Source organism: Flavobacterium sangjuense (assembly GCF_004797125.1).
GTDB lineage: Bacteria > Bacteroidota > Bacteroidia > Flavobacteriales > Flavobacteriaceae > Flavobacterium > Flavobacterium sangjuense.
The window spans coordinates 2,191,889-2,217,346 of sequence record NZ_CP038810.1; the positions used below are offsets into that span (position 1 = coordinate 2,191,889).

The window sequence follows — 25,458 nt, forward strand, 5'->3', positions numbered from 1 at the left end:
TAATAATAGACAAGGAAGTGGTTGCTTTTCAAAAATACTATTTTACATAATATAAATTATAGTTCAATTGTGTTGTATTATTTTAATTTGAAATATAAAGTCATAACTTATTGTTTTTAAATAGTATAAACTACCTTTTGTAAAGTTATGATTCTAAAAATTAAGCTCTCTGAATTTTTTACCAATGGCTAAACTTAATTTGGTCTTATAATCTTCAATTAGCCATTCGCGATAATTCTTGCTGGTTTTTCCCAAACAATTTACAAATCGTTTTACGCGGCTTTCAATATCATCAGACAATAATTTAGAAAGCATTCTTGCCTGGACTAATTCGGTTGTATTTTCAACACACATTAAAGCATGTTGCAGAATTGATTTTTCGAGAACTTCTTTGGAACGCAAATTTTGAGCAACTCCTTTTTTAAATTCTTCTTCAATATCAATAGTTATATCAGCCGTTTTGGCAAACATCTTTCTAATGGATTCCGGCATTACATATTTGAAGTTATTTTCAATTTCGGCATCATCTCTAAGATTTTCCAAGTAATATTCAGGCGATCTGAAAATATGTTGCCAATCAACTGGGTCATTCCATAAACCAAATCGCAAAGCGTTATTCCCTAAATCGATAACCGTGAAAGTATCTTTATTTGGTAACTTTCTCGAACCACGTCCAATCATTTGAAAATATAATGTCAGGGATTTTGTGGCACGATTTAAAATAATGCTTTCCACTGTTGGCTCATCAAATCCGGTAGTCAGGATTCCAACAGAGGTCAAAATAGCATCCGGTGTTTTTTTGAACCATTGTAAAATCTCTTTTCTGTCTTCTACAGAGGTTGTATTGTCCAAATGTCTTATAGGATAACCAGCTTCTCTAAAGGTTTCATAAACATATAAAGACGTATTGATTCCGTTGTTGAATATTAAAGTCTTTTTTCCTAATGATTTTTCGGTATACGAATGCAATAATTTCTCCTGCATTACCATATTCATGTACAAATCATCAGACGATTTAACGGTATAATCACCATTAATTCCAACTTTCAAAGATGTTAATCCAACGTCATAACTATAGGTTGTTGCTTTCGCTAAAAACCCTTTATCTATAAGCGATTGAATCGTATCACCAACAATAAGTTCACTATAATTATGATGCATTGGCAACTTAATATTTGAACTCAAAGGTGTTGCTGTAACGCCAAGAATGAAAGATTTCTTAAACGAACTCATCAATTTTCGAAACGAATTGTAATGTGCTTCATCAATAATGACCAAACCAACATTGTCAATCATCAGCTTTTCATCATTCAAACGATTTTTCAACGTTTCAACCATCGCCACAAAACAGGAATACTCATCCTGGTCGGGCAATTCTTTAATATTACTGTTGATGATTTTGTTTTTTACATCAAACCCTTTAAGCATTTTTGAAGTTTGCTTGCAAAGCTCAATCCGATGTGTCAGCACTACAACTTTTTTGTCGTGTTTCGATAAATAACGTCTAACAATTTCTGAAAAAATTACTGTTTTTCCGCCACCTGTCGGCAATTGATATAACAAATGATGATCACTTGGTGCATTATCTAATCGGTCAAAAATTTTGTCAATATCGCCCTTTTGGTAACCGTAAAGTTCCTTTTTTTCTTCAATTTCGTGAATAAAATCTTTTTGAGACATGGCAATTTGTACAATTTTGCAAAAGTACATCTAAAAAAGAGTTATCGCTAAAATTAAATTGGTTATTTACAAAAAATTAATATTCAAAGCGTTCTACTATGGCATTGAATTCATATTGGTTAACCCAATTTTGATGCAAAGTCTCATCTTTTATAGCCACTACTCTACTTTGAAATTCACTTAAAATTCCATGCTCCATCAAAAAACTAACGGTCTGTTGGAAAGAAGTCAGCATACTTTTGAAAAATAATTCCTGCTTGATAGTTTTCTCAGCAGAAAATGTCTGGGCAATCTCAATGTTGTAAAGCATTATATCGGCAATGATGAAAACATCCACGCCAAGTGTTATAAAATGTTTGATGAATTTTTGAGCTACAGAACGACGCATTTTTGACTTCTTGCCTTTTACAGGAAAGTATTCATTGGATATTTTGAACTTAGCTTCACGAACTAATTTATCCTCATTGGGATTGAATACAAAATCATAATAGACTTTCACATCACTAAACTTATGGTACAATTCTATGATTTGCTCTTCCAATTGCTCTTTATTAAGCTCGTTTAAGTATTTTTTTAAATCGCGTTTACTCATAATGACAAATGTAAATTTCTTTATCGTTTATTGCCTCATATAATTAATGATATTCATTATTTTTGCAGTATAAATTATAAATCATGACCAAACTTTTCAAGTTCATTGCCATTGCTGAAGGTATTTCGTATTTAGTGTTATTTTTTAATATGTTAGTTATAAAACGTTTAAACCCCGAATTATATAAATCTTTGCTGTTTCCAATTGGCATGGCTCATGGATTATTATTTATATCTTATGTAGTTTTAGCTTTCATCATTTGGAAAAATCAAAAGTGGACAATTAAAGAGTTTTTTATTGTTCAGGTAGCATCACTTCTTCCGTTTGGGACTTTTTATATTGAAAAAAAATATTTGAAACATGCATAAACTAGTTGAAAAAATATTTGGCTGGTGCTATCCGTTACTCAAGAAACTTGATTTTGGTGAAACAATTTCAGCATACTTAAGTCTGGCTGTAAATATTTTTATTCTTTCTGTTTTATCCTATATAATCTATTTGGTTTTCCGATTTGTATTGGTTCGAACCATGATTATAGTGGCAAAAAAAACAAAAACAAAATTTGATGATTTATTAGTTTCCAATAAAACGGCTAAATATATTGCTCATCTAATTCCGCTGCTCTTTATATATAAATGTGTTCCAATAATTCTGGAAAACTTTGTGTATTGGGAATCTATTTTCGGAAAACTCATTGGTATTTACATTGTTTTACTGAGTTTGTGGATTATCAAAACCATTTTTAATGCACTGCGGGATCATTTAAAGCTTAACCCAAGATATAGCGACAAACCAATTGATAGTTACATTCAGGTAATTATGATAGTGTTGTGGGTTTTTGCTTTTATTTTTGTGGTTTCCAAAATTTTCGACATCAGAACCAGTACAATGCTGGGAACTTTTGGAGCTATTTCAGCCATTATCATTTTAATATTCAGAGACACTATCCTCGGTTTTGTAGCTAGTGTGCAGGTTTCGTTAAACGATATGGTTCGCATCGGCGATTGGATAACGTTTGACAAATTTGGGGCAGATGGTGATGTAATTGAAATCAATTTAGCAACTGTAAAAGTTCGAAATTTCGATAATACAACTACCACTATTCCAACCTACAGCATGATTTCTGATTCCTTCAGAAACTGGCGCGGTATGTTGGATTCAGACGGAAGAAGAATAAAAAGACATATTTTAATCAAAGTAAACAGCATTCGGTTTTTAGATGAAAATGAACTTCAGGAATTGAAAAAAATTCAATTGGTTAGTGATTACATTGATCTTCGTCAAACGGAAATTGATAAGTATAACAAAACACATCAGGTTGACAAATCGGTTTTAATCAACGGAAGAAACATGACAAATTTTGGGCTTTTTCGAAAATATATCACCCAATATTTAAGTCAGTATCCGGGTTTAAACAAGGATATGATTTTGCTTTGCCGTCAGCTGCAACCTACTCCACAAGGTGTTCCGTTAGAGATTTATACTTTTTCTAATGACAAACGATTTGAAAATTATGAATACATCATGTCCGATATTTTTGACCATATTTTTGCATCAATTCGTTTTTTTGATTTAGAAATCTATGAAATGCCTTCGGGTAAAAACGATTTTGTCGGCATCGACTAATCTTCTAATCGGTCTTTAACATACTCAATCTGAGTTTTACCATGAGCTTTGGGCTTTCCATCATCACCAAGACTAACCATAGTAATATGATCAATGGAAATAATGGTTTCTCTTGTCATCATATTTCTAACCTGACAAGTCAATGTGATTGAAGAGTTTCCAAATTTTATCACATCAATACCAATTTCAATAATATCACCTTGTCTCGCAGAGCTTCTGAAATTGATTTCAGACATGTGTTTGGTTACAATTTTGGAATTTTGAAGTTGGATGATAGAATATAAAGCCAATTCTTCATCAATCCACGCTAACAATCTTCCACCAAACAAAGTATGATTGGGGTTTAAATCTTCGGGCTTTACCCATTTTCTGGTATGGAATCTCATTTTTGTATTTAGTTTATGAACACAAAAATAATGATTTCAACATTTGCACGCATTAAAGTACAAAAAAGTTGATTTTTAATTGTAAACATTTATATTTGTACCGTTTGTAAAATATTATTAATTATCGAAAATCAAACCATATGAAGAAATACCTACTATTATTAATAACCTTATTTTGTGTTTCGCTGTCATCTAATGCCCAGAAAGATAGCAAAAAAAATAAGAAAGATTTAGAACTTATTTCAGTAGAGCAGGATAAAGAACTTGAAGGAGAATATTTCAACAGATGGAGTATTGAAGCTGATTTTGGTCAAGCCAAAGGTTCAAAACCATACACTGATGGTTATTATGCAAATAATCCAAAGAAAGTTTTTGGAGGAATGCCAATTAACCACGTTGGAATCGGAGCAAGATATATGTTTAGCCCAAAATTTGGAATTAAATCAAATTTCAACTGGGACAACCTTCAGGAGCAAAATGGTTCTGAAAGTTTGCCATTTCAAATGGAGCATCTTCAGTTTTCTGCCGAAGGAGTTATTAACATGACCCGATTATTTGATATTCAAAATCAAGTTGGACGATTCGGATTGTTATTTCATTTTGGATTTCAAGTTTCCCGTATGTCACCAAAAATGGGACCTTTAGTTGGTAAACATGAATGGAACGGTGGAGCTGTCGGCGGATTATCACCACAATTTAGAATATATAAAAACATAAGTATTTTTGCTGATTTTTCAGTTAACTCTAACCTAAGACAACATTTCACTTGGGATGGTCAAACTTATTCCGAAAGCGCAAATAACTTAACAGGAAGTTTATCGAGAGTTACATTAGGAGTTTCAGTTGCACTTGGAAAAGGGAAAATTCACGGAGATTGGGCTATCATTCAGGATAAAAATGATAAGCGTCTTGATTCTCTTAATAATAGAATTGGTGAAATCGAAGAGTTAATGAATGACAGCGATAAAGATGGTGTTCCTGATTATCTTGACGTAGAACAAAATTCAATTGCAGGAGTTGCTGTTGATACCAAAGGTAGAATGGTTGACAAAAACAATAATGGAGTTCCGGATGAGTTAGAGAAATATGTAAATAACTCGATTACAAACAATAACAATACTGCAACTGCAGCAGCATCTGAAAATGCCATATTGCAACTCATAAACGAAGGCTATATTGCTGCTTATTTTGATACAAATAAATCTCAGCCTAATAGTGCTTCTACCAGCAGCATCGGATTTATATTGAATTACCTTAAAAATAACCCAAGCAAAACTGTTGACATAACCGGTTATGCAGACGAAATTGGAAATACGGAATACAATAACAAGCTGGCTAGCGATAGAGCTCAAAATGTTAAAGCAATCCTGGTAAAAGCCGGAATCAGCGAATCCAGATTGAATATCTTATCAAATGGTGAAGATGATTCAGTAGATAAGAAATCAGAATACGCAAGACGTCTGGTTCGTAAAACAGTCTTCAAAATCAAATAATAATTAACAATTAATTATTAATAACTATAATAAACCTCTGTTGAAAAGCAGAGGTTTTTTTTTAACTTTCAAAGAAAAACATGGAAGCCAGAGACACACACGTACTTGAACTTAGAGGGGAAACCCTTGGAACAATCACTAATCAATCTTCATCTGAAGAAATTTTTCAAAACATGACGCTGCGTCCAATTCTTAAAACGCAAAATGATTTATTCATTCAGGTATTTATCAATTACGCCATCAAACAAAAAAATGTTTTTTTTAGCCTGACACCCGAAAAAAAGATGCAATACATTGAAAACGTTATTCAACGCGACATAAAGTTTAGAAACTCTCTAAAAGGAATGATAATAGCGTTGTTTACTTTGGATGAATATGCCGAATACATCCGAATATCTTCCAATTTGAATAAGCGAATGATGAATATGCTTATTGAACGGTTGAAAAGTCAAATGCAGCTTATCGAGCAATAGTTTGGTAAACTGACAAATATTAAAATCAACATCTTATTTCAGGATATTTATTAGGGATAATTCAATATCTAATTATCTTTAAAAAGTATATCGCAAAACTTAAAGTTTTCTACATTTTTACACATTTCACAACGTTTTTTTTATTATAATTGTTAAACTAATAACAATTTATGAAAGAAGAATATTTTAAATGGTATTCACCAAATTTAAATAAAGAAGTCGAAATGCTTGTTTTTGGTCATACCGGTTATCCGGTTATTCTCTTCCCTACTTCTATGGGAAGTTATCATGAAAATAAAGACCAAGGATTGATTGAAAGTGCCCGATGGTATATCGAGCAAGGATTAATCCAAATATTCTGCCCTTCAAGTATTGATAAGGATAGTTTTTATAACAAAAGCATTCATCCTGTGCATCGCATTCAAAACCATACCTGGTATGACAAAATGCTTTGCCACGAAATCGTTGAACGTATAAAAAACAATACCGGTTCAGGAAAAGTTGCCGTTGCAGGCTGCAGTTTTGGGGGTTATCACGCCGCTAATTTTGCTTTCCGCCATCCCGGATATGTTAGCCATATGTTCTCTATGAGTGGTGCTTTTAGTATTAAGAGCTTTATGGATGGCCATTGGGATGATGATGTTTTTTATAACAGTCCCGAGGATTATATTCAAGGACTAAATGACCACGAATTATGGAATATGGATATTGTTCTTGGAACCTCTAATTGGGATATTTGTTTCGATGCAAATCTTAAATTAAGCCGAATCTTAGCTCAAAGAGATGTGCCGCATTGGTTGGATATCCGACAAGACAGAGAGCACGATTGGCCGGTTTGGAAAGAAATGTTTCCTCATTATTTATCAAGGATAAAGTTTTTTTAAAGGAATAAAGACACAATTAGTATTAAGATTTTAAAATATAAGAAAATGAAAAAGATTGGAATTTTATTTGGTATGGAAGACACCTATCCACAAGCGTTTATCGACAGAGTAAACTCGAAAGGTGAAAAAGGCATTATTGCCGAAGCAGTTTCCATTGACAAAGTCGTGCAAAATAAAGGTGGCGAATATGCCGTAATCATCGATAGAATTTCACAAGACGTTCCTTTTTATCGCGCTTTCCTAAAGAATGCAGCACTCACCGGAACTAACGTTATAAACAATCCGTTTTGGTGGAGTGCTGACGATAAATTCTTCAACAACTGTCTGGCTGATACACTTGGTGTGCCGCTGCCAAATACGGTTATTCTTCCTTCAGCTGAACATCCAACAGATACAACTTCTAAATCATTCAGAAACCTGAAATATCCAATGGATTGGGATGGTATTTTTGATTATATAGGTTTTCCTGCTTATATGAAACCTTATGCTGGTGGCGGTTGGAAAAATGTTTACCGATTAGAAAACAAAGAAGAGTTTTGGCAAAAACATCAGGAAACCGGACAATTAGTAATGCTGCTGCAGGAAGAAATCGTGTTTACCGAATATTTCCGCGTGTATTGTTTGGGATGCAAAGATGTTAGAATTATGCAATACGAACCAAGAAATCCACATCATTTGCGTTATGTAATTGATGGTCCACCAGTAGATAAAAAGTTATTGGCAACTGTTAAAGATTATACGTTACGACTTTGTAAAGGTTTAGGATACGATTTCAATACGGTTGAATTTGCCGTTCGTGACGGAATTCCATACGCTATTGATTTTGGAAACCCTGCTCCTGACGCTGAATTAACATCTGTTGGCGCTGAAAATTTCGAATGGGTTGTAGAAGCTTCTGCTAAAATGGCAATCGCTGCAGCTAAAAAACAAAAACCTGGACAAACCAATTTGACTTGGGGAACATTTATTAAAGAGTCTGCTGCTCAGAAATAAAATATTCTTTGTTAATTAATAAGAGGAACGATGACGAAAAAATTACCAATATTCACCCTTGGTGTAGAAGAAGAATATCAAATTATAGATCCGGAAACACGTGATTTGCGTTCGCATTTATCCAAAATAGTTGACGGTGCTAAAATCATATTAAACGAACAGGTAAAAGCAGAAATGCACCAATCTGTGGTCGAAGTCGGAACCAATATCTGTAAAAATGTTTGCGAAGCCAAAGACGAAATTCGATTTTTAAGAAGCAAAATTGTAGAACTTGCAGATAAACAAGGTCTGGTTGTTGGCGGTGCAGGAACACATCCGTTTTCGCGTTGGCAAGATCAGCCGATAACTGACGATCCACGTTATCATCATATTGTAAACGAATTACAGGATGCCGCTCGTTCCAATCTGATTTTCGGAATGCATTGCCATGTTGGAATTGAAAATCGTGAAATTGGCTTGCAATTAATGAATCAGGCAACTTATTTTTTGCCTCATATTTTTGCTTTATCGACTAATTCTCCTTTTTGGGAAGGTAGAAATACTGGTTATAAATCTTTTAGAACTAAAGTTTTCGACAAATTTCCACGTACCGGATTACCTGAATACTTTGACAGCGTTCAAGCGTATGACAATTATTTGGAAACTTTGGTTAAAACAAAATGTATTGACAATCCAAAGAAAATCTGGTGGGATTTGCGCTTGCATCCGTTTTATGATACAATTGAATTCCGTATAACGGATATGATGTTGACAACTGATGAAGCAATGTGTGTTGTTGCCGTAATTCAGGCAATTGTTGCTAAATTATATAAACTTACAGTAGCAAATACCAGTTTCAATATCTATAGAATTGCATTGATTAAGGAAAATAAATTTCGTGCCGCACGTTACGGAATTGACAACCATATGATCGATTTTGGTTTGCAGAAAGAAGTAGAAACTAAAGATTTAATTCTTGAATTACTTGAATTTATTGATGATGTTGTTGATGAATTAGGCAGTCGTAAACATATTGATTATGTGCATACAATCCTAAAAGAAGGAACCGGTGCAGACAAACAGTTAAGAGTTTTTGAGCAGACCCATGATTTAACAAAAGTTGTTGATATGATTACAAGTGAATTTACAAAAGGATTATAATTGAAAAAGTTATATTTGCACCACCATCCGAGGCCAATTTTGGCCGAATTGAACGGAGTTAAATCATAAAAAAATGACCCAGCAAATTCGCATCGCAGTTTTAGATATGTACAACGGAGAACCCAATCAGGGAATGCGTTGTATCATTGATATTATCAACAGATTTAACCAAATTGTAACCTTTCAGATATTTGATATTCGCGGGAAATGTGAATTCCCAAACATTGAAAAATTCGATATTTATATTTCTACCGGCGGACCGGGAAATCCATTAGAAGGCGACGGAAACTGGGATTTAAAATACTATGATTTTATTGACCAATTAACTGAATGGAATAAAGAGCAAAAAGTAAAAAAACATGTTTTATTTATTTGTCATTCGTTTCAAATGGCTTGCTATCACTTTGGTTTGGCCGAAATCACCAAAAGAAAATCTACTTCGTTTGGTGTGATGACGATTCATAAAACAGAAGCCGGAACAAATGACCCAATTTTAGAAGGTTTGGAAAATCCATTCTATGGTATTGATAGTAGAGATTATCAAGTAGTGCAGCCTAAATTGAGCATCTTTAGTAAAAAAGGCGCTATGATTATTGCATTAGAAAAAATCAGAACGTATAGAGAATACGAACGTGCCATTATGGGTGTTCGGTTTACCGAGCAGTTCGTTGGATTGCAATTCCATCCCGAAGCAGACGCTTTGAGTTTTATTGCCAATTTAAAAAATGCAGAAAAACGCGAGAAAATCATCGCCATGAAAGGAAAATCAAAGTTCCGTGATATGCTGGAAGATTTATTAGATGAAAATAAAATCTACAAAACAAACGAAACCATTATCCCAAATTTCCTTCGTATTGCCATCAATGATTTGATTAAGACTAAGAAGATTTTATCGAATTAATAAAGTAAATAATGCTCTATGAATTCCAAATACAGACAACTCTTTAACGAACAATTTTCAGAAGCCAAATACAATAACTTTATTGAAGACATCACTTCTGATTTTGATTATAAAGTAACGTTCCGTATTGGGGAAACTCCTTTTTTTATTCCGAATGAATTGAAAGAACAATTGCTTGAAGGTTGTCAGCAAGTGATTGATTTTATTAAGAGAGATGATTTCATAAGCCTTACCAATAGAGCTTTAGAATTAAACCGAAAAGTTCCAAACGAAGATAATCACACCACATTTTTAGCGATTGATTTTGGGATTTGTGAAGAAGATGGTGAAATTGTTCCGAAGCTGATTGAAGTGCAGGGATTTCCGTCTTTATTTAATTTTCAGAATCATTTATCACAAAAGTTTGTCAACCACTACCCTTTTCTTTCAGAACTGACACCGTTTTTAAACGGACTTACTCAGGAAAGTTATTTGGCGTTAATCGAAGAAGTGGTTTGTAATAAGCATCCAAAGGAAAATGTTATACTGTTGGAAGTAGAACCCGAAAAGCAAAACACCAAAATTGATTTCTATTATTGCTATCGCGATATCGGAATCCCAATAGTTTGCGTTACGGATTTGTACCAAAAAGGGAAACAGCTTTTTTATAAAAATGAAAAAGACGAAGAAGTTTTGGTAAAACGTATTTACAATCGTGTGATTTTTGATGAACTGGATTTGCGTACCGATTTGAAACTGAATTTCGATTTCTCTTCCGATGTTGATGTGGAATGGGTCGGACATCCGAATTGGTTTTTCAGAATTAGCAAATTCATTTTGCCTTATTTAAAAGGAAAATATTTTATAGAAACTACCTTGCTTTCCGACTTAAAGGAAATCCCAGCTGATTTGGAAAATTATGTATTGAAACCGTTGTTTTCATTTTCAGGAAGCGGTGTTGTTTTCCATGTCAAAAAAGAAGATATCGAAGCTGTCAAAGAAAAAGATTTATACATACTTCAGAAAAAAGTAAACTACAAACCAATTATTCAATCACCTGATGGCAAAGTAAAAGCTGAAGTTCGCTTGCTTGCTGTATGGAAAAAAGACGCGCCTTCTCCTACTCTAGTCACTAACTTAGTACGTTTAAGTCGTGGAGAAATGATTGGAGTAAAATTCAATAAAGACAAAGATTGGGTTGGCGGAACAGTTGGAATGTTTGAAAAGTAATTATAGATACTGCTTCTTAATCTCTAAAAAGCTCTTTTCAGAATTTACCAATTGCTCAATAATTTCCTTTCTGAAAACTTCCAAATCGTCATATTGTAAATACTTTGCCCAATCGGTTTCGTTTAAAACTCTTTTTATGATTTGTATGGTCTTGGCCGTTTCTCTGGCATTTCGCAGGATTACTTGTTCCTGATTTTCCAGGCTTAGTTTGTGATAGAAATTGACTTCCCTTTCTTCAAAATCAACTTTAATAAAAAACAGTTTTGAAGTGTCATCATTGGAATAAAAATCAATCCATTTTGCAAAGCCAACAATGTTATGCTGACTTTTAAACTCGGCTAACGGAATCAACCGCCAATGACAATTAGCAACTCTTCCCCAATGATTGGAAATGCGATACAATCCTTCAGCAGTAAAGATATACTCGCTTCCGGATTGACTTTTGTAATTTATTTTTAAATCTTTAATTTCACTAAACAGCACTTCTTTCCAAATACAAAAAGTGTACGAGTGAAAGTTGAGTTTGGTGTAGGTTTTAGTTGCCACGAATATTAATGAAGTTTTTTTACGGCTTCTTGTTGCGCAACAGTAGCAAAGTCTTTTATTAATCGCGCAGCGTAATTGTCTAACAATTCAAGAATACGAGCATTGTTATCACTTTTCACAATCAAACCGGCATGATAATCTAACGGTACTCTGAAACAAACTTCGGCATCATCAAAACCAGATAAATCAGGATGTTCAAACTTGGAAAGCGTTAATACAATTCCGGCGAATTCCTTTTTGATAGTAGGTAATTTATAGTCTTTTCCCTTTGCCAGACAATCTTCAATTTTAGCCCATTCTCCCCAAAGATTTACACCCGAAGCCGCATCGACCATTTCGGCAAGATGTGCGCCACCGACACGTGACGCCGTTTCAAGGAAATAGATTTTACCATCATCATTACATTTGATAAACTCCGTATGATTGGCTCCATGCATCATTCCGAAAGCTTTCAACACTTGTTCGTTTACTTTCCTAATTTCCTTATCGTCTTTTGAATCGTATGGAATATTAGCACTTCTGAAAATTCCGCCACCTTGTGAGATTTCCATTGGTGTTGCCAAATATTGTGACGTAATTGAAAATACTGTTTTTCCTTTCCAATTCAAGCCATCACAGTGATAAACAGCTCCGGGTTTGAATTGTTCTACGAGATATTTTAAACGATTTGTATCACCCAAGTCATGGATTTTCTGCCACAGTTCTTCTTTAGAATGGACTTTCATAATGCCTGAAGCTGAAGCTTCAGAACGCGGTTTTAAAACCCATGGTGGCGAAACAGTATCCGCAAACTGATTGATTTCTTCATCGTTAAACAAAGAACTAAACGCGGGAATCGGAACGCCAGCGTCTTTGGCTTTCATTCGCATAGCCAATTTATCACGGAAATATCTCCCGGTCGTTTGTCCCATTCCGTCAATTCTGAGGTTTTCTCTAAGGTAGGCTGCTTTCTCTACATCAAAATCATCCAAAGCAACAATTGCATCAATTTTTTTATGACGCATCAAATTCCCAACACCTGCAAGTAACTCTTCTAAATTCCAATCGACATCTTGTCCCGGCATGAAAAAGATTTCGTCGATATAATCAAAAGCCCAAGGTTTGTCGCGTAGTTTTTCGGAAGTAATGAGATAAACACGATTCCCTTGCTTTTTTAAGTTGATTAAAAAATCATTTCCTTTGAAATAATTCGAAATGCAAATGAAGTTCTTAGTAACATTTTCCATACGCTATAGATTTTCAATAAAGTTTGTAATTAAATGCACACCGTAAGCCGTTGCATGTTTAGTTTTGGCAAATTCATCGTCGCCAAAAGCCACACCGGCAATATCAAGATGTGCCCATGAAGCGTGATTATCTGTAAAGAATTCCAAAAACTTTGCTGCAGAAATTGCTCCGGCAACAGGTTTCCCTGAATAGTTTTTTACATCGGCAATCTCACTATCAATATCCGGTTTGTAGGCATCCCAAAGCGGCAACTGCCATAAGCGTTCCCCAATAGTATCTCCGGCTTGTTGCAGTTTCTTTGATAAATCATCATTATTCGTAAACAATCCGGCACATTCGTAGCCCAAAGTTCCAACAACGCTTCCTGTTAACGTAGCCAAATCAACTACTGTATCGGGTTTGTAATTTTTAATCAGATACGATAAACCGTCAGCCAAAATCAACCTTCCTTCGGCATCGGTATCAATAATTTCAATTGAATGTCCGGCATAACTCTGAATCACATCACTAGGTAAAAACGATTGTGCATCAACCGAATTCTCACAAGCAGGAACAATTGCCGTAACCCGAATCGGTAATTTCAAATCGGCTATCAGTTGCATTGTTCCAAGAACTGCAGCGCCACCAGCCATATCGCATTTCATTTGCACCATTCCCGCAGTTTTAATATTCAGGCCGCCAGTGTCAAACGTAATTCCCTTTCCAACCAAGCCAATATGCTTTTTGGCACCAGCAGGTTTGTATTCCATAATGATGAATTGTGGTTCCTGTGCGCTGCCTTTTCCAACGGATAGAAACGAATGCAGACCAATGTGTTCTGATTGTTCTCTTCCAAAAACGGTAACTTCAAAACCATACTTTTTTCCGGTTTCGGTGGCCCAATTGGCTAAATATTTTGGTGTGATTTTGTTTGGTGGTAAATCGACTAAAGCAAAAGTTTCCAGTTGTGCGTTGGCGATTTTAATTCCTTTATTCGCAGCTTCATCAATATCTGTTTTAGAAATATAATTCAATTCAAAATCTGCATCCAAAAAAGGATGCGCTTCAGTTTTCTTGTAATGTCCTAAATCATAAGTTCCTAATAGTAAACCCGAAACAGCGGCTTCTATTTGATTGGCTGTGAATTTTTCAGGAATCACCAAGGCTACATTTTTAGCAAAGACTTCTTTTTGTTTAGAAGCAATTCTTCTGAAAGTAGTCTTCAACGCTTTATAATCCAAATCTTTTCCAAGGCCAATAAATACATGAGTGCAATCGTATTTTTCGACTAAATAATGGGTGTCTTTTTTTCCGTAAAACACTTGGGAATACACCGTAACACCGTGATATTCTATGGGAACTATACTTTTGGCAGTTGTTTCAAAAGCAGGGATTAAAATGGTTCCTGTGAAATTATGCAGGCTTTGTAATTTTTTAATTTTCATAGTATTGTTTTTAAACACAAAGTGCGCGAAGAAGGCACAAAGCTTTATTTCTATTCATTCTTATCACTGAAATACAGCCATTCAATCGCTTTTGGAAATTCATCACTCCAATAACGTTCGTTGTGTTTACCTTCCATATTGATACTTAGTCGCACTTTCATTTTATCGGTGTAACCCTCTTTTTTTAGCAGTCTTTTCTTGAAATTCTTAACGTGATCTATCATTGTGGCGCTTTCATCGCCTCCGGCATAAAGATAAATTCGAGTGTCCTGTGGTTCATCCATATCTAAAAACGAAAGTTTTATTTTTGGTACTACCCAAAGCGATGGCGAAAATATCATTAGCTTTCCAAATATTTCAGGATACATGATTCCCGAAAAAATGCTTACTAATCCGCCCATGGAACTTCCTCCGATTCCGGTGTTCTCTCTATCCGATTTTGTTCTGAAATTGCTGTCAACAAAAGGTTTTAATGTTTCGGTTACAAAGCGAATGTATTTTTTCCCCTGACCGTTTCCGAGAACGGTATTACCAACATTGTATTCTTTAATTCTTTCTTTTTCGGCGTGTTCAACAGCAACAACAATGATTTTACCAATGTTATATTCTGCCATTACCGCGAGTTTTTTATCAATTTCCCAATTGCCATATTTGGCTTTTTCATTGAATAAATTCTGTGCGTCCTGCAAATATAAAACCGGATAACTTTCGGTTGATTTATCGTAATCATGTGGCAGCAACGCCCAAACTCTACGGGTTTTATTCAATTGTGGGATTTCAAACTCTTCTGAAATTAAATGCACTTTGGGTAAGAACTTTGACTTGAATGGCAACCAATTGTGGCGCCACTTGGCAACATGTTCTTTGTGAACACCATTGTGTTTTTTACACGAACGGTTTTCGGTTCGGTTTCCGTATTTATCAATCTCTACTTCACTCCAATCACCTCGGGTGAATTTATATAACAACTCATCCGGATACACAAAATCATGTTCAAACTTAAAGTGATACAAACCCTGCCCCACTTTTTCCATTTCAAATTTCTTGTCCTGTGTTACCCAATCGTTGAAATTACCTGAAATATATACCGGACGCTCATCATCTTCGTCGGTGGTGAGTATAATATTGAGTTGGGGTTCAATGATATTTTTAATTTCTAAATCTTCTGCCACACTGCTTTCTTCTTTGCTCATCGCATTATGCTAATCTATATTTATACAAACGTAAAAATACCTTTTTGCATTTTTATAACAAAGCCTTTTCTAAAATATATGGATATTTTAGTAGAATGGAAGTGTTCTTATAGAATTGGATTTTTAAAGCAAAAATTTTAAGAAAAAAGCATAAAAAAACCTAACTGTCGTTGGCAATTAGGTCTTTGTTTGATGCAAACTATTTTTAGTCGTCATCTTCTGTTTCGTTGCTTTGGGTTTGCGGAGTATTATTTCTAATTTCGGTATGGCGAATTTCGCCTCCGGAAGTTCCGACATGTTGCGCAAAAAAAACAGCGAGAAGAGAAACGATAAAAATCAAAAAGGAAAATAAATCTGCTTTGCGGTGATTCTTGATATTCGTATACAATCCAAGTAATGAAAGTATCGCTAAAGTATATAAGACATAAGCCAAATTATTGGCAACTTCTTCATGTTCGTGGATAATTTGTTTACCAATAGCAGGCATGTCTTCAACTAATTCTTCTGCTCCTTCTCCAGTAGACATACTTATAAATGCAAAAATTGCAGCAACGATAAATATAACATAGGAAACATTTTTAATTGCATTGTTTTTTAAAAGCCTGCCTGCAATTAAAATTCCCACTCCAAAAATCGTCCCGATAATTGGAAAATGGTTAACTACTAAATGTAAATGCGCATCATTCATATTTTTACTTTTTTGATTTATAATTAAGTCGAAATTATAATTTTAAAATAAGATTTTAAATGATTATTATCATATTTACTTATTTAGAATCAATATGTTAGTCGCAATTACTTTGGAAAACTCAGACTCACACTGGTGCCAACATTCTCTTTGCTTTTGATTTCTAAATCAATTTGAAGTAGTAAACACAATCTTTTTACTATTGACAATCCAAGTCCGGTTCCTTTAATTTCAGGATGTTCGTTAGATTTTGAACGATAGAACTGATCGAATATTTTTTCCAAATCTTCTGTTGCAATTCCAATTCCACTATCGGAAATGGTGAAAACTACAGCATCGGTTGTTTCTTTAATATCAAAGTTTATTACGTTACCGGTTTTGGAGTATTTCACAGCATTGGTCAAAATATTATTGACAATAAGTGAAAACAAATACGAATCGGTTTCAACATAAAAATCCTTTGTGAATAATGGCACACAGCTTAGTTTCTTTTCATTTATAATCGTAGAATTTCTGGAAACAATATCTAGGAATATAGCGTTTAATGAGACTTTTTCTATTTTTAAAGATTGCCTTTGATTTTCGAATCGGGCCAATAAAAGCAACTCGTCAACCAAATGATTCAAACGGTTTACTTCGCTAATACAAAAATCAATTTTCTCTTTATACTCTTCGGGATTACGTGGTTTTCTTATCAATACTTCTAATGTTCCTTTGATAACTGCTAAAGGCGTTCGGAGTTCGTGAGAAGCATCTGAAGTGAATTGTTTTTCACGTTCTATGGCGTTTTCAACTCTGTCTAATAAATTGTTGATTGTATTTGAAAGCAAATGCAATTCGTCTTTGTTGATTGGCAAAGGAATTCTGGATTTCAAATTGTCTTTAGTGATAATATTTGACGTTTGAATAATAGCACTAATAGGCTTGATACTTCTTCCGGCAATAAATCGGGCGATAAGAAACAGCACCAAAAGAATCAGAGGATAGGCAACCAATAATATAATAAAAAGATTGTGTAACACCATCGCTGAATCTTCCAACGACATGGCAATAATCATATAGCCAATAATTTTAGTGTTCTGATATAAAGGAACTTGTATTTGTCTAACTGAAGTATTTTCTAATCTGGCATCAAACAAAACATTGTTGATAGCTTCGGGATAATAGTTTAGTTTTTTCTGCTTAAGATTTGGTGATTTATCAACTAATGCGCCCAAATCATCTACAAATTGTATGAATGCAGGACTGATATCGACTTTATTAAACTGTATTTTCTTCCATTGCTTTTCTCTGATCAGAAGCACACAATTTTCTTTGACTTCAATTTCTTTTAAATGTTTTGCAACTTCAATTTTAATATCATTGTTTACTTTGACATAAACGCTAAATCGTACTATAGAATAAATGACAAAGAACACCACAAAAATCAATAATGCGGTGGTAATTATATAATTGGAAGCTATTCTGTTTTTAAAAGAAAGTTGTTGCATTTTAGTTAATCGTTAGCGATGAAACCCACACCGCGAATGGTTTTAATATAATCTTCGTCGACTTTTAGATTGAGTTTTTTCCGAATGGCATTCATAAAAACATCTATAACTCCGGTATCATAATCAAAATGAATTCCCCAAACATCCTGAATAATTTGCGTTCTGGAACAAACATTCCCCTTGTTTTTTACCAAATAGCAAAGCAAGTCAAATTCTTTATGGGTTAGAGTGACATCACATTTGTTAACAGTCACTGAATGTTTTTGTATGTTAATTTCAATTGGACCAAGCGTAAGCGTTTCCTGTTCTGCTTTGTCACGCAATTGCACTTTGATGCGTTCTACTAATTCATCAAAACTAAATGGTTTTTTGATGTAATCGTTTGCTCCTGTTTTCAAACCTTCCACTGTTTCCTGTACAGTATCTTTGGCTGTTAGAAATATAATTGGGATTTTTGAATTGGTTTCTCTGATTTTTTGGCAAACCTGTAATCCTGTCATTTGAGGAAGCATCCAATCCAAAAGCACTAAGTCAAACTTCTGATTTTGAAAAAGTTTAAAACCATCTAAACCATTATTAGCTGCAGAAACCTGATAGTTTTCTTCTTCTAATCCTTGCTTTAAGAATTGAACAATTCCTTCTTCGTCTTCTACTATTAAAATATGCTTCATGTGTATTGCTGAATTTTTTCAAAAAGTAAATTTAAAACTTAATTGTCGGATAACCCATGTATAGAATCTGTATTTAAGTAAAAATTAATTTATAGGGTAAATAGATTATTAACTGTTACTACTTTAACCTAACAAAATAATAACCTTGTATGAGCTTTTTTAAAAAACATTCACCTTTCATCAACTTACTCATATTTTTCCTTGTTGTTAATGTAATTCTTAGAATTGTATTGCTCTTCCACCCTATTACGCAATCGACTTTCGGAGTTTTTGAAATCATCAAGATATTCTCATTTGGCTTGCTTTCAGATCTGTTTGTATTTATAGTAGCCAGTGCTTTTTTATGGTTGTATTTACTGTTTTTGTCTAATTCAAAATACGAGAAACCTTGGGGTTATATTATTTTTGCATGTTTACTTTCACTGCTGATATACGTTTCTTTTTTTAATACGATTCTCAATGAATATGGCGGTTCACTACCTGAAATTGGAATTAGTTTCATCGCACTTAAAACCTTTTTCTTTGGACTATTATTGTTTTTACCCAAGTATCGAAAACAAATTCGAATGGTTTTGTACAGCATTGCCATTTTTATTTTTGTCCTGGTAATTGTTCAAAATGCCATCAGTGAGTTTTTCTTTTGGAACGAGTTCGGCGTACGCTATAACTTCATTGCCGTTGATTATTTGGTCTATACAAATACGGTAATTGGCAACATTATGGAATCGTACCCTGTAATTCCGTTGTTTATTGGCGTTGGGTTGATAACCTCTTTGTTTACTTATTTTATCGTAAAACAGACAAAGCCTTTTCTTTACAATCTTCCTTCATTTGCGGATAAAATTAAAGGATTGGGCACGTATGTAGTTCTGTTTATAATCTCTTTATTGATGATTCCGTTTTTTGCAAATCAGCAAATGTCAACAAATGTCTTTACCAATGAGTTGCAGGCTGATGGTTTGTATAAATTCTATGTGGCGTTTATGAATAATGAATTGGAGTATGATAAATTCTATAAAACACTTCCCGATGCAGAAGCATTTGCAGTGTATAAAAAAGAACTTCCTGCACCTTCCAAACCAAGTGCTTCTGAAATGCACAAAAATGTAGTATTGATAACTGTTGAAAGTTTTAGCGCTGATTTTATGAAAGCTTATGGCAACAAAAAGAACCTTACGCCATTTCTGGATTCCTTAGCTACTCAAAGTTTGCAGTTTACTAACATATATGCCGTAGGAAACAGAACTGTCCGTGGACTTGAAGCCGTGACGCTTTGTCTGCCTCCAAGTCCAGCTGAAAGTGTGGTGAAAAAGAAGGATAATAAAAATAAGTTTTCTACCGGAAGTATTTTTAGACAAAAGGGATATCAGGTAAAATACATGTATGGTGGCGATGCCTTTTTTGACAATATGGGAGATTTTTTTGGTGGAAATGGTTATGATATTGTAGACAAAAAATCCTTCACACCTGAAGAAATTACTTTTGCTAACATTTGGGGCGTATGCGACGAAGATATGTATCGCAAAGCCATCAAAGTAATGAATCAGGAAGCCCAACAGCATAAGCCGTTTTTTAATCACATTATGACGGTTAGCAACCACAGACCGTTTACTTATCCTGAAGGGAAAATCGATATATCCGGAAAAGCAAAATCAAGAGATGGTGGCGTGAAGTATACTGATTATGCGTTGCGTCAGTTTTTTGCAATGGCGGAAAAGCAAGAGTGGTTTAAGAATACGGTATTTGTGATTTTGGCTGATCATTGTGCGTCAAGTTCAGGAAAAACAGAATTGCCATTGGAGAAATACCGTATTCCGGCTTTTATTTATTCCCCAGGCTTCGTAGAACCACAACAATTCAACAAATTAATGTCGCAAATTGATGTGATGCCAACAGTATTCGGCCTATTACATTTTAACTATAAAAGTAAATTTTACGGACAGGATGTATTCAAAGAAGACTTCGATCAAAGAGCTTTTATAGCTACATATCAGGATTTAGGTTTGGTGGAAGAAAATATGTTGACAGTCATTTCTCCAGTTAAAAAAGTAAAACAATTTGCTTTGAAAGTGGAAACTAACCCAGAATTGAAACCTGAATTTCAATTGAATTATAAAGAAGAACCATTAAAAAAAATCCATCAGGAATTGGTTTACGAAGCCATCGGTTTCTATCAGACCTCTGCTTATTTACTGAAAAATAAGAAGTATCAAAAATGATTTGTTGTGATTGATGAATGTATTAGTTATTTCTTTTTAGGAACAAATACCATTTTGTCTTTGTCGTAAACAAAAGCTGACTGTTGGGTTTTATTTTTCTGAATTATAGAACCATCCGGATTCAATACAAATTCAAAACCTTCCCTTCTCATTTTTTCCTGCGTTTCGGTAGCGGCTGTGCCACCCAAAGAAACAATCTCGGTAATATGATTCGTTAATTGGTAATTGGAATACACCTGCTTTTTGGAAGTTATTTCATAAATCACAGAATAGATTGTGGTTCTATCTTCTGTTTTCTTTACCGATTTAATCTGGCTAAGTTCTGTCCAGGAAAGCAAATATAATTTTACGCCACTAGCTGTAAATGAACTCAATTTGCAATTGGTTGGAGCGAAAGAAGCATCAACAGCTTTTACAACCAACGCATCATCGGTTTTTCCTTTTTCACTAATTGTAACCTGAAAATTGCCTTTTTTAATTTCAACTTGCAGATTGTCGACTTTAGGTAAAGCAGAGGCTGTTGTTGATTTCTTCTTTTGGCTGAAACCATTGACACTCAATACGGCAACACAAACAAACAAAATGACTTTTTTCATAGTAAAAATAATAGGTTAAAATGGATAGCTAAGTTACAAAATAATCTATTCGGTAAATGTTAAATAAAAAAACCGTCCCAAATACTTGGAACGGTTTTTTGTTATGGATTGCGAGTCAAGCTCGGAATAAGCGATTCACACAATTTTGTTATACAAAATTGGTTCTCTGCTTACTTTACTTCTTCGAATTCTACATCTTGTGTATTATCGCCTTGAGTGTCAGCTTGTGGTTGAGCGTCTTGCGCCTGACCAGCTTCACCTTGAGCATACATTGCTTCTGTAGCTGTTTTCCAAGCTGCATTTACATTGTCAAGACCTTTTTGGATAGCTTCCAAATCTTGGTTTTGGTGTGCCAATCTCAATTCTGTTAAAGCTAATTCGATAGCTACTTTATGATCGTCAGCTAATTTTTCTCCGATTTCTTTCAATTGACTTTCTGTTTGGAAAATCATACTGTCAGCTTCGTTTAATTTTTCAGCTCTTTCTTTTGCAATTCTGTCTGCATCAGCATTCATCTCAGCATCTTTTTTCATTCTTTCGATTTCTTCAGCGGTCAAACCAGATGAAGCTTCGATACGGATGTCATGAGATTTTCCTGTTCCTTTATCAGTAGCCGAAACTTTGATGATACCATTAGCATCAATATCAAAAGTTACTTCAATTTGAGGAACTCCTCTTGGTGCTGGTGGAATTCCATCTAAGTGGAAACGACCGATTGTTTTGTTATCTGCAGCCATAGTTCTTTCTCCTTGCAACACGTGGATTTCAACACTTGGTTGGTTATCTGCAGCTGTAGAGAATACTTGTGATTTTTTGGTTGGAATAGTAGTGTTTGACTCGATTAATTTAGTCATCACATTACCCATAGTTTCGATACCTAATGATAAAGGTGTAACGTCAAGTAACAATACATCTTTTACATCTCCTGATAATACACCCCCTTGAATAGCAGCTCCAATCGCTACAACTTCATCAGGATTTACTCCTTTTGATGCTTTTTTACCAAAGAACTTCTCTACTTCGTCAGCAATTCTTGGCATTCTTGTAGAACCACCAACTAAAATTACTTCGTCAATATCTGAAGTAGATAAACCAGCATCTTTCAACGCTTTAGCAACTGGTTCCATTGAACGTTTTACTAAAGAATCTGATAATTGTTCAAATTTAGCTCTTGTTAATTTTTTCACTAGGTGCTTTGGTCCTGAAGCCGTAGCTGTTACGTATGGCAAATTGATTTCTGTTTCTGCAGAAGATGACAATTCGATTTTCGCTTTTTCAGCAGCTTCTTTAATTCTTTGTAATGACATTGGATCTAAACGCAAATCAATTCCTTCTTCCGCTTTGAATTCGTCTGCCAACCAATCGATGATAGTTTGGTCAAAATCATCTCCACCTAAGTGTGTATCACCATTAGTAGACAATACTTCGAAAACTCCGTCACCTAATTCAAGGATAGAGATATCAAAAGTACCACCACCTAAATCGTATACTGCAATTTTTTGGTCTTTACCTTTTTTGTCCAAACCGTAAGCTAATGCCGCAGCAGTTGGCTCATTGATGATTCTCATAACTTTAAGACCCGCAATTTCACCTGCTTCTTTTGTAGCCTGACGTTGTGCATCATTAAAATATGCCGGAACAGTGATAACTGCTTCGGTAACGGTTTGACCCAAATAGTCTTCTGCCGTTTTTTTCATTTTTTGAAGTGTCATAGCTGACAATTCCTGTGCTGTGTACAAACGACCATCAATATCAACACGTGGTGTATTGTTGTCGCCTTTTACCACTTTGTAAGGCACTTTTTTAGCTTCGTCAGTAACTTCACTAAAGGTATGTCCAACAAAACGCTTAATAGAACCAACCGTCTTTGTTGGATTCGTTACCGCTTGTCTTTTGGCAGGGTCACCTACCTTAATCTCACCACCTTCAACGAATGCGATGATGGATGGTGTTGTTCTTTTTCCTTCTGAATTAGGGATTACTACTGCTTCTTGTCCTTCCATTACAGAAACGCAAGAGTTCGTTGTCCCTAAGTCAATTCCAATTATTTTTCCCATTTTTTTTTAATTTATATTTTAGTTTGTCTGTTTAATTTTTAAAACTTGTTTCTCAAAAGTCAAGTATTGTGCCAAGCAGCAAATGAGAATAAATTGTCAGTTTATTAAAAAAATGTATGACAAGATGACATTTGGCATAAAAAAATCCCAACCGTTAAGTTGGGATTCAATTTATATTAGTCATTCATCGAGATGAGGAATTCCTCATTGTTTCGGGTTTTCTTAATCTTATCATTAATTGTATCCATCGATTCCACCGGATTCATATCGGCAAGGAACTTACGCAATATCCACATACGTTTCAATGTGTTTGGATCTAGTAATAAATCGTCGCGACGCGTACTTGAAGATGTCAAATCGATAGCAGGGAAAATTCTGCGGTTGGCAATTTTTCTGTCCAATTGCAATTCCATATTACCGGTTCCTTTAAATTCTTCAAAGATAACCTCGTCCATTTTAGAACCTGTTTCGGTTAATGCTGTTGCGATGATACTCAACGAACCACCATTTTCAACATTACGTGCCGCACCAAAGAAACGTTTTGGTTTTTGCAGTGCATTGGCATCAACTCCACCCGAAAGTACTTTTCCTGATGCCGGTTGTACCGTATTATATGCTCTTGCCAAACGCGTAATAGAATCTAACAGTATCACTACATCGTGACCACATTCAACCAAACGTTTTGATTTTTCAAGAACGATATTGGCAATTTTAACGTGCTCTGAAGGTTCTCTATCGAAAGTAGACGCAATAACTTCACCACGAACGCTTCGCTGCATATCAGTAACCTCTTCAGGACGCTCATCTATAAGTAATACTATCAAATAAACTTCAGGATGATTAGCAGCAATGGCATTTGCAATGTCTTTCAACAACATTGTTTTACCGGTTTTTGGCTGTGCCACTATCATTCCACGTTGTCCTTTTCCTATAGGCGAAAACAAATCAATTACTCTTGTCGAAACGCTTGCTTGTTTTTCAGCTATGTTGAATTTTTCCTGTGGGAATATTGGTGTCAAATGTTCGAATGAAACTCTATCACGAACTACTTGCGGATCATGTCCGTTTATTTTTAAAACTTTTACTAATGGGAAGAACTTCTCGCCTTCTTTTGGAGGTCGCACCACACCTTTAACAGTATCTCCGGTTTTTAAACCAAACAATCTGATTTGTGAAGTCGAAAGATAAATATCATCCGGCGAAGCCAAATAGTTATAATCCGAAGAACGCAGGAAACCATAGCCATCAGGCATCATTTCGAGTACGCCTTCACTTTCTATAATTCCATCGAATTCAAAATCAGAATCTCTGAAATTATTGTGTTTTTTACCTTTAAAATTTGGATTGTTGTTACCGTTATTCCCGTTTTGGTTTACTTCGTCAGTTCGCTTACGCTCGTGTGGGTTATGATGCTTTGGCTTTTGAGCCTGATTACCATCATTGTTTTGATTTGGATTGGCTTCCGTTTGCTCTGTTTGTTCACTATCGACTACAACAGTTGGTTTTTGCTGCGCCTGTTCGCTAAGGCTCGTGTCTATAACTTCTAAATCGTTTTCCGTTGATTGCTCTTCTGAAGCTATTTGTTCTGTATTATTCTTTTTAAAAAGCGGTTTCTTAAACTTTGAGTTTTTGTTTTCAAAAGCTGGTTTTTCAGAAGCAGCTTCTTCGGTAAACAAATCACTTTGAATGGCATCAGTTGCTTTCTTTGATTCGGGTGAAATACGAGCTCGTTTGGTTTTATTATCAGCAGGTTTCTCTACTGCGACTTTTGGTTCTTCTTGGGCAACAGCACTGTTTTGGTGTTCCAAAATTTGCGCAATAAGCGTATCTTTTTTGGCACCGGCTACTTTAATTGTTTTAGCTAATTTGGCAATTTCCTGAAGCTCAGCAAGCTTCATTTCTTTTAGGGCAGAAATGTTAAACATAAATAGTATTTATATCGTAATCGTTAAAATGGAATGTAAAAAATG

The 25,458-nt window shown here is 34.8% G+C and carries 23 protein-coding genes; 10 read left to right on the forward strand and 13 right to left on the reverse strand.

Annotated features, from left to right (window positions below; translation table 11 throughout):
• Window positions 1–153 precede the first annotated feature (153 nt).
• Both GS03_RS09645 and GS03_RS09650 read right to left on the reverse strand, forming a co-directional pair.
• Complete coding sequence (locus GS03_RS09645) at window positions 154–1,710, reverse strand: DEAD/DEAH box helicase (RefSeq protein ID WP_246034068.1); 1,557 nt, start codon at window positions 1,708–1,710, stop codon at window positions 154–156.
• Between the two features lie 46 nt (window positions 1,711–1,756).
• On the reverse strand, window positions 1,757–2,272 hold the full coding sequence (locus GS03_RS09650; RefSeq protein ID WP_136152336.1) for a DUF6155 family protein: 516 nt from the start codon (window positions 2,270–2,272) through the stop codon (window positions 1,757–1,759).
• An 83-nt stretch (window positions 2,273–2,355) separates the two neighbouring features.
• Here GS03_RS09650 and GS03_RS09655 point away from each other — a divergent pair, with 83 nt between their 5' ends.
• Window positions 2,356–2,640 carry a DUF3817 domain-containing protein gene (locus GS03_RS09655; RefSeq protein WP_136152337.1) on the forward strand — a complete coding sequence of 95 codons (285 nt, stop codon included), beginning with the start codon at window positions 2,356–2,358 and terminating at the stop codon, window positions 2,638–2,640.
• Window positions 2,633–3,898: a mechanosensitive ion channel family protein gene (locus GS03_RS09660; protein ID WP_136152338.1), complete on the forward strand. Its 1,266-nt coding sequence runs from the start codon at window positions 2,633–2,635 to the stop codon at window positions 3,896–3,898. Before GS03_RS09655 ends, GS03_RS09660 begins: the two co-directional genes overlap by 8 nt.
• On the opposite strand, the gene GS03_RS09665 is transcribed toward GS03_RS09660, so the two are convergent.
• Window positions 3,895–4,284, reverse strand: coding sequence for an acyl-CoA thioesterase (locus tag GS03_RS09665; protein ID WP_136152339.1), 390 nt, complete (start codon window positions 4,282–4,284; stop codon window positions 3,895–3,897). The genes GS03_RS09660 and GS03_RS09665 overlap by 4 nt on opposite strands.
• A 140-nt stretch (window positions 4,285–4,424) precedes the next feature.
• Here GS03_RS09665 and GS03_RS09670 point away from each other — a divergent pair, with 140 nt between their 5' ends.
• From GS03_RS09670 to GS03_RS09700, 7 genes are all read left to right on the forward strand, one after another.
• Window positions 4,425–5,777 carry an OmpA family protein gene (locus tag GS03_RS09670; RefSeq protein WP_136152340.1) on the forward strand — a complete coding sequence of 451 codons (1,353 nt, stop codon included), beginning with the start codon at window positions 4,425–4,427 and terminating at the stop codon, window positions 5,775–5,777.
• A gap of 80 nt (window positions 5,778–5,857) precedes the next feature.
• Window positions 5,858–6,250, forward strand: a complete 393-nt coding sequence (locus GS03_RS09675; RefSeq protein WP_136152341.1) for a glyoxalase — start codon at window positions 5,858–5,860, stop codon at window positions 6,248–6,250.
• A gap of 170 nt (window positions 6,251–6,420) precedes the next feature.
• Entirely contained in the window at window positions 6,421–7,134 is a 714-nt protein-coding gene (locus GS03_RS09680) for an esterase family protein (protein WP_136152342.1), read from the forward strand.
• Window positions 7,135–7,179: 45 nt separating this feature from the next.
• On the forward strand, window positions 7,180–8,127 hold the full coding sequence (locus GS03_RS09685) for an ATP-grasp domain-containing protein (protein WP_136152343.1): 948 nt from the start codon (window positions 7,180–7,182) through the stop codon (window positions 8,125–8,127).
• A gap of 30 nt (window positions 8,128–8,157) precedes the next feature.
• On the forward strand, window positions 8,158–9,267 hold the full coding sequence (locus GS03_RS09690; RefSeq protein WP_136152344.1) for a carboxylate-amine ligase: 1,110 nt from the start codon (window positions 8,158–8,160) through the stop codon (window positions 9,265–9,267).
• Between the two features lie 73 nt (window positions 9,268–9,340).
• The gene (locus GS03_RS09695) at window positions 9,341–10,168 is read left to right on the forward strand and encodes a type 1 glutamine amidotransferase (protein WP_136152345.1); all 828 of its coding nucleotides are present in this window, start codon (window positions 9,341–9,343) and stop codon (window positions 10,166–10,168) included.
• 18 nt (window positions 10,169–10,186) lie between these two features.
• Window positions 10,187–11,377, forward strand: a complete 1,191-nt coding sequence (locus tag GS03_RS09700) for a hypothetical protein (RefSeq protein WP_136152346.1) — start codon at window positions 10,187–10,189, stop codon at window positions 11,375–11,377.
• On the opposite strand, the gene GS03_RS09705 is transcribed toward GS03_RS09700, so the two are convergent.
• From GS03_RS09705 to GS03_RS09735, 7 genes are all read right to left on the reverse strand, one after another.
• Window positions 11,378–11,923 carry a hypothetical protein gene (locus tag GS03_RS09705; RefSeq protein WP_136152347.1) on the reverse strand — a complete coding sequence of 182 codons (546 nt, stop codon included), beginning with the start codon at window positions 11,921–11,923 and terminating at the stop codon, window positions 11,378–11,380.
• A 5-nt stretch (window positions 11,924–11,928) separates the two neighbouring features.
• Window positions 11,929–13,149 carry an ATP-grasp domain-containing protein gene (locus GS03_RS09710; protein ID WP_136152348.1) on the reverse strand — a complete coding sequence of 407 codons (1,221 nt, stop codon included), beginning with the start codon at window positions 13,147–13,149 and terminating at the stop codon, window positions 11,929–11,931.
• Window positions 13,150–13,152: 3 nt separating this feature from the next.
• Window positions 13,153–14,574, reverse strand: a complete 1,422-nt coding sequence (locus GS03_RS09715; RefSeq protein ID WP_136152349.1) for a leucyl aminopeptidase family protein — start codon at window positions 14,572–14,574, stop codon at window positions 13,153–13,155.
• Between the two features lie 50 nt (window positions 14,575–14,624).
• Window positions 14,625–15,767 carry an alpha/beta hydrolase gene (locus GS03_RS09720; RefSeq protein WP_136152350.1) on the reverse strand — a complete coding sequence of 381 codons (1,143 nt, stop codon included), beginning with the start codon at window positions 15,765–15,767 and terminating at the stop codon, window positions 14,625–14,627.
• 205 nt (window positions 15,768–15,972) lie between these two features.
• Entirely contained in the window at window positions 15,973–16,455 is a 483-nt protein-coding gene (locus tag GS03_RS09725; protein WP_136152351.1) for a hypothetical protein, read from the reverse strand.
• A gap of 107 nt (window positions 16,456–16,562) precedes the next feature.
• A complete protein-coding gene (locus GS03_RS09730; protein WP_136152352.1) occupies window positions 16,563–17,945 on the reverse strand; it encodes a sensor histidine kinase in 1,383 nt (460 codons plus the stop codon).
• A gap of 5 nt (window positions 17,946–17,950) precedes the next feature.
• Entirely contained in the window at window positions 17,951–18,616 is a 666-nt protein-coding gene (locus GS03_RS09735; protein ID WP_136152353.1) for a response regulator transcription factor, read from the reverse strand.
• Between the two features lie 149 nt (window positions 18,617–18,765).
• Between GS03_RS09735 and GS03_RS09740 the strand changes: the two genes are divergently transcribed.
• Window positions 18,766–20,835: an LTA synthase family protein gene (locus GS03_RS09740; RefSeq protein WP_136152354.1), complete on the forward strand. Its 2,070-nt coding sequence runs from the start codon at window positions 18,766–18,768 to the stop codon at window positions 20,833–20,835.
• A 26-nt stretch (window positions 20,836–20,861) separates the two neighbouring features.
• Here the strand turns inward: GS03_RS09740 and GS03_RS09745 are convergent, their stop codons facing one another.
• The 3 genes from GS03_RS09745 to rho form a co-directional block, all read right to left on the reverse strand.
• Window positions 20,862–21,431 carry a hypothetical protein gene (locus GS03_RS09745; protein WP_136152355.1) on the reverse strand — a complete coding sequence of 190 codons (570 nt, stop codon included), beginning with the start codon at window positions 21,429–21,431 and terminating at the stop codon, window positions 20,862–20,864.
• Window positions 21,432–21,601: 170 nt separating this feature from the next.
• On the reverse strand, window positions 21,602–23,488 hold the full coding sequence (dnaK, locus tag GS03_RS09750) for a molecular chaperone DnaK (protein ID WP_136152356.1): 1,887 nt from the start codon (window positions 23,486–23,488) through the stop codon (window positions 21,602–21,604).
• 176 nt (window positions 23,489–23,664) lie between these two features.
• A complete protein-coding gene (gene rho / locus GS03_RS09755; protein ID WP_136152357.1) occupies window positions 23,665–25,413 on the reverse strand; it encodes a transcription termination factor Rho in 1,749 nt (582 codons plus the stop codon).
• Between the last annotated feature and the right edge of the window lie 45 nt (window positions 25,414–25,458).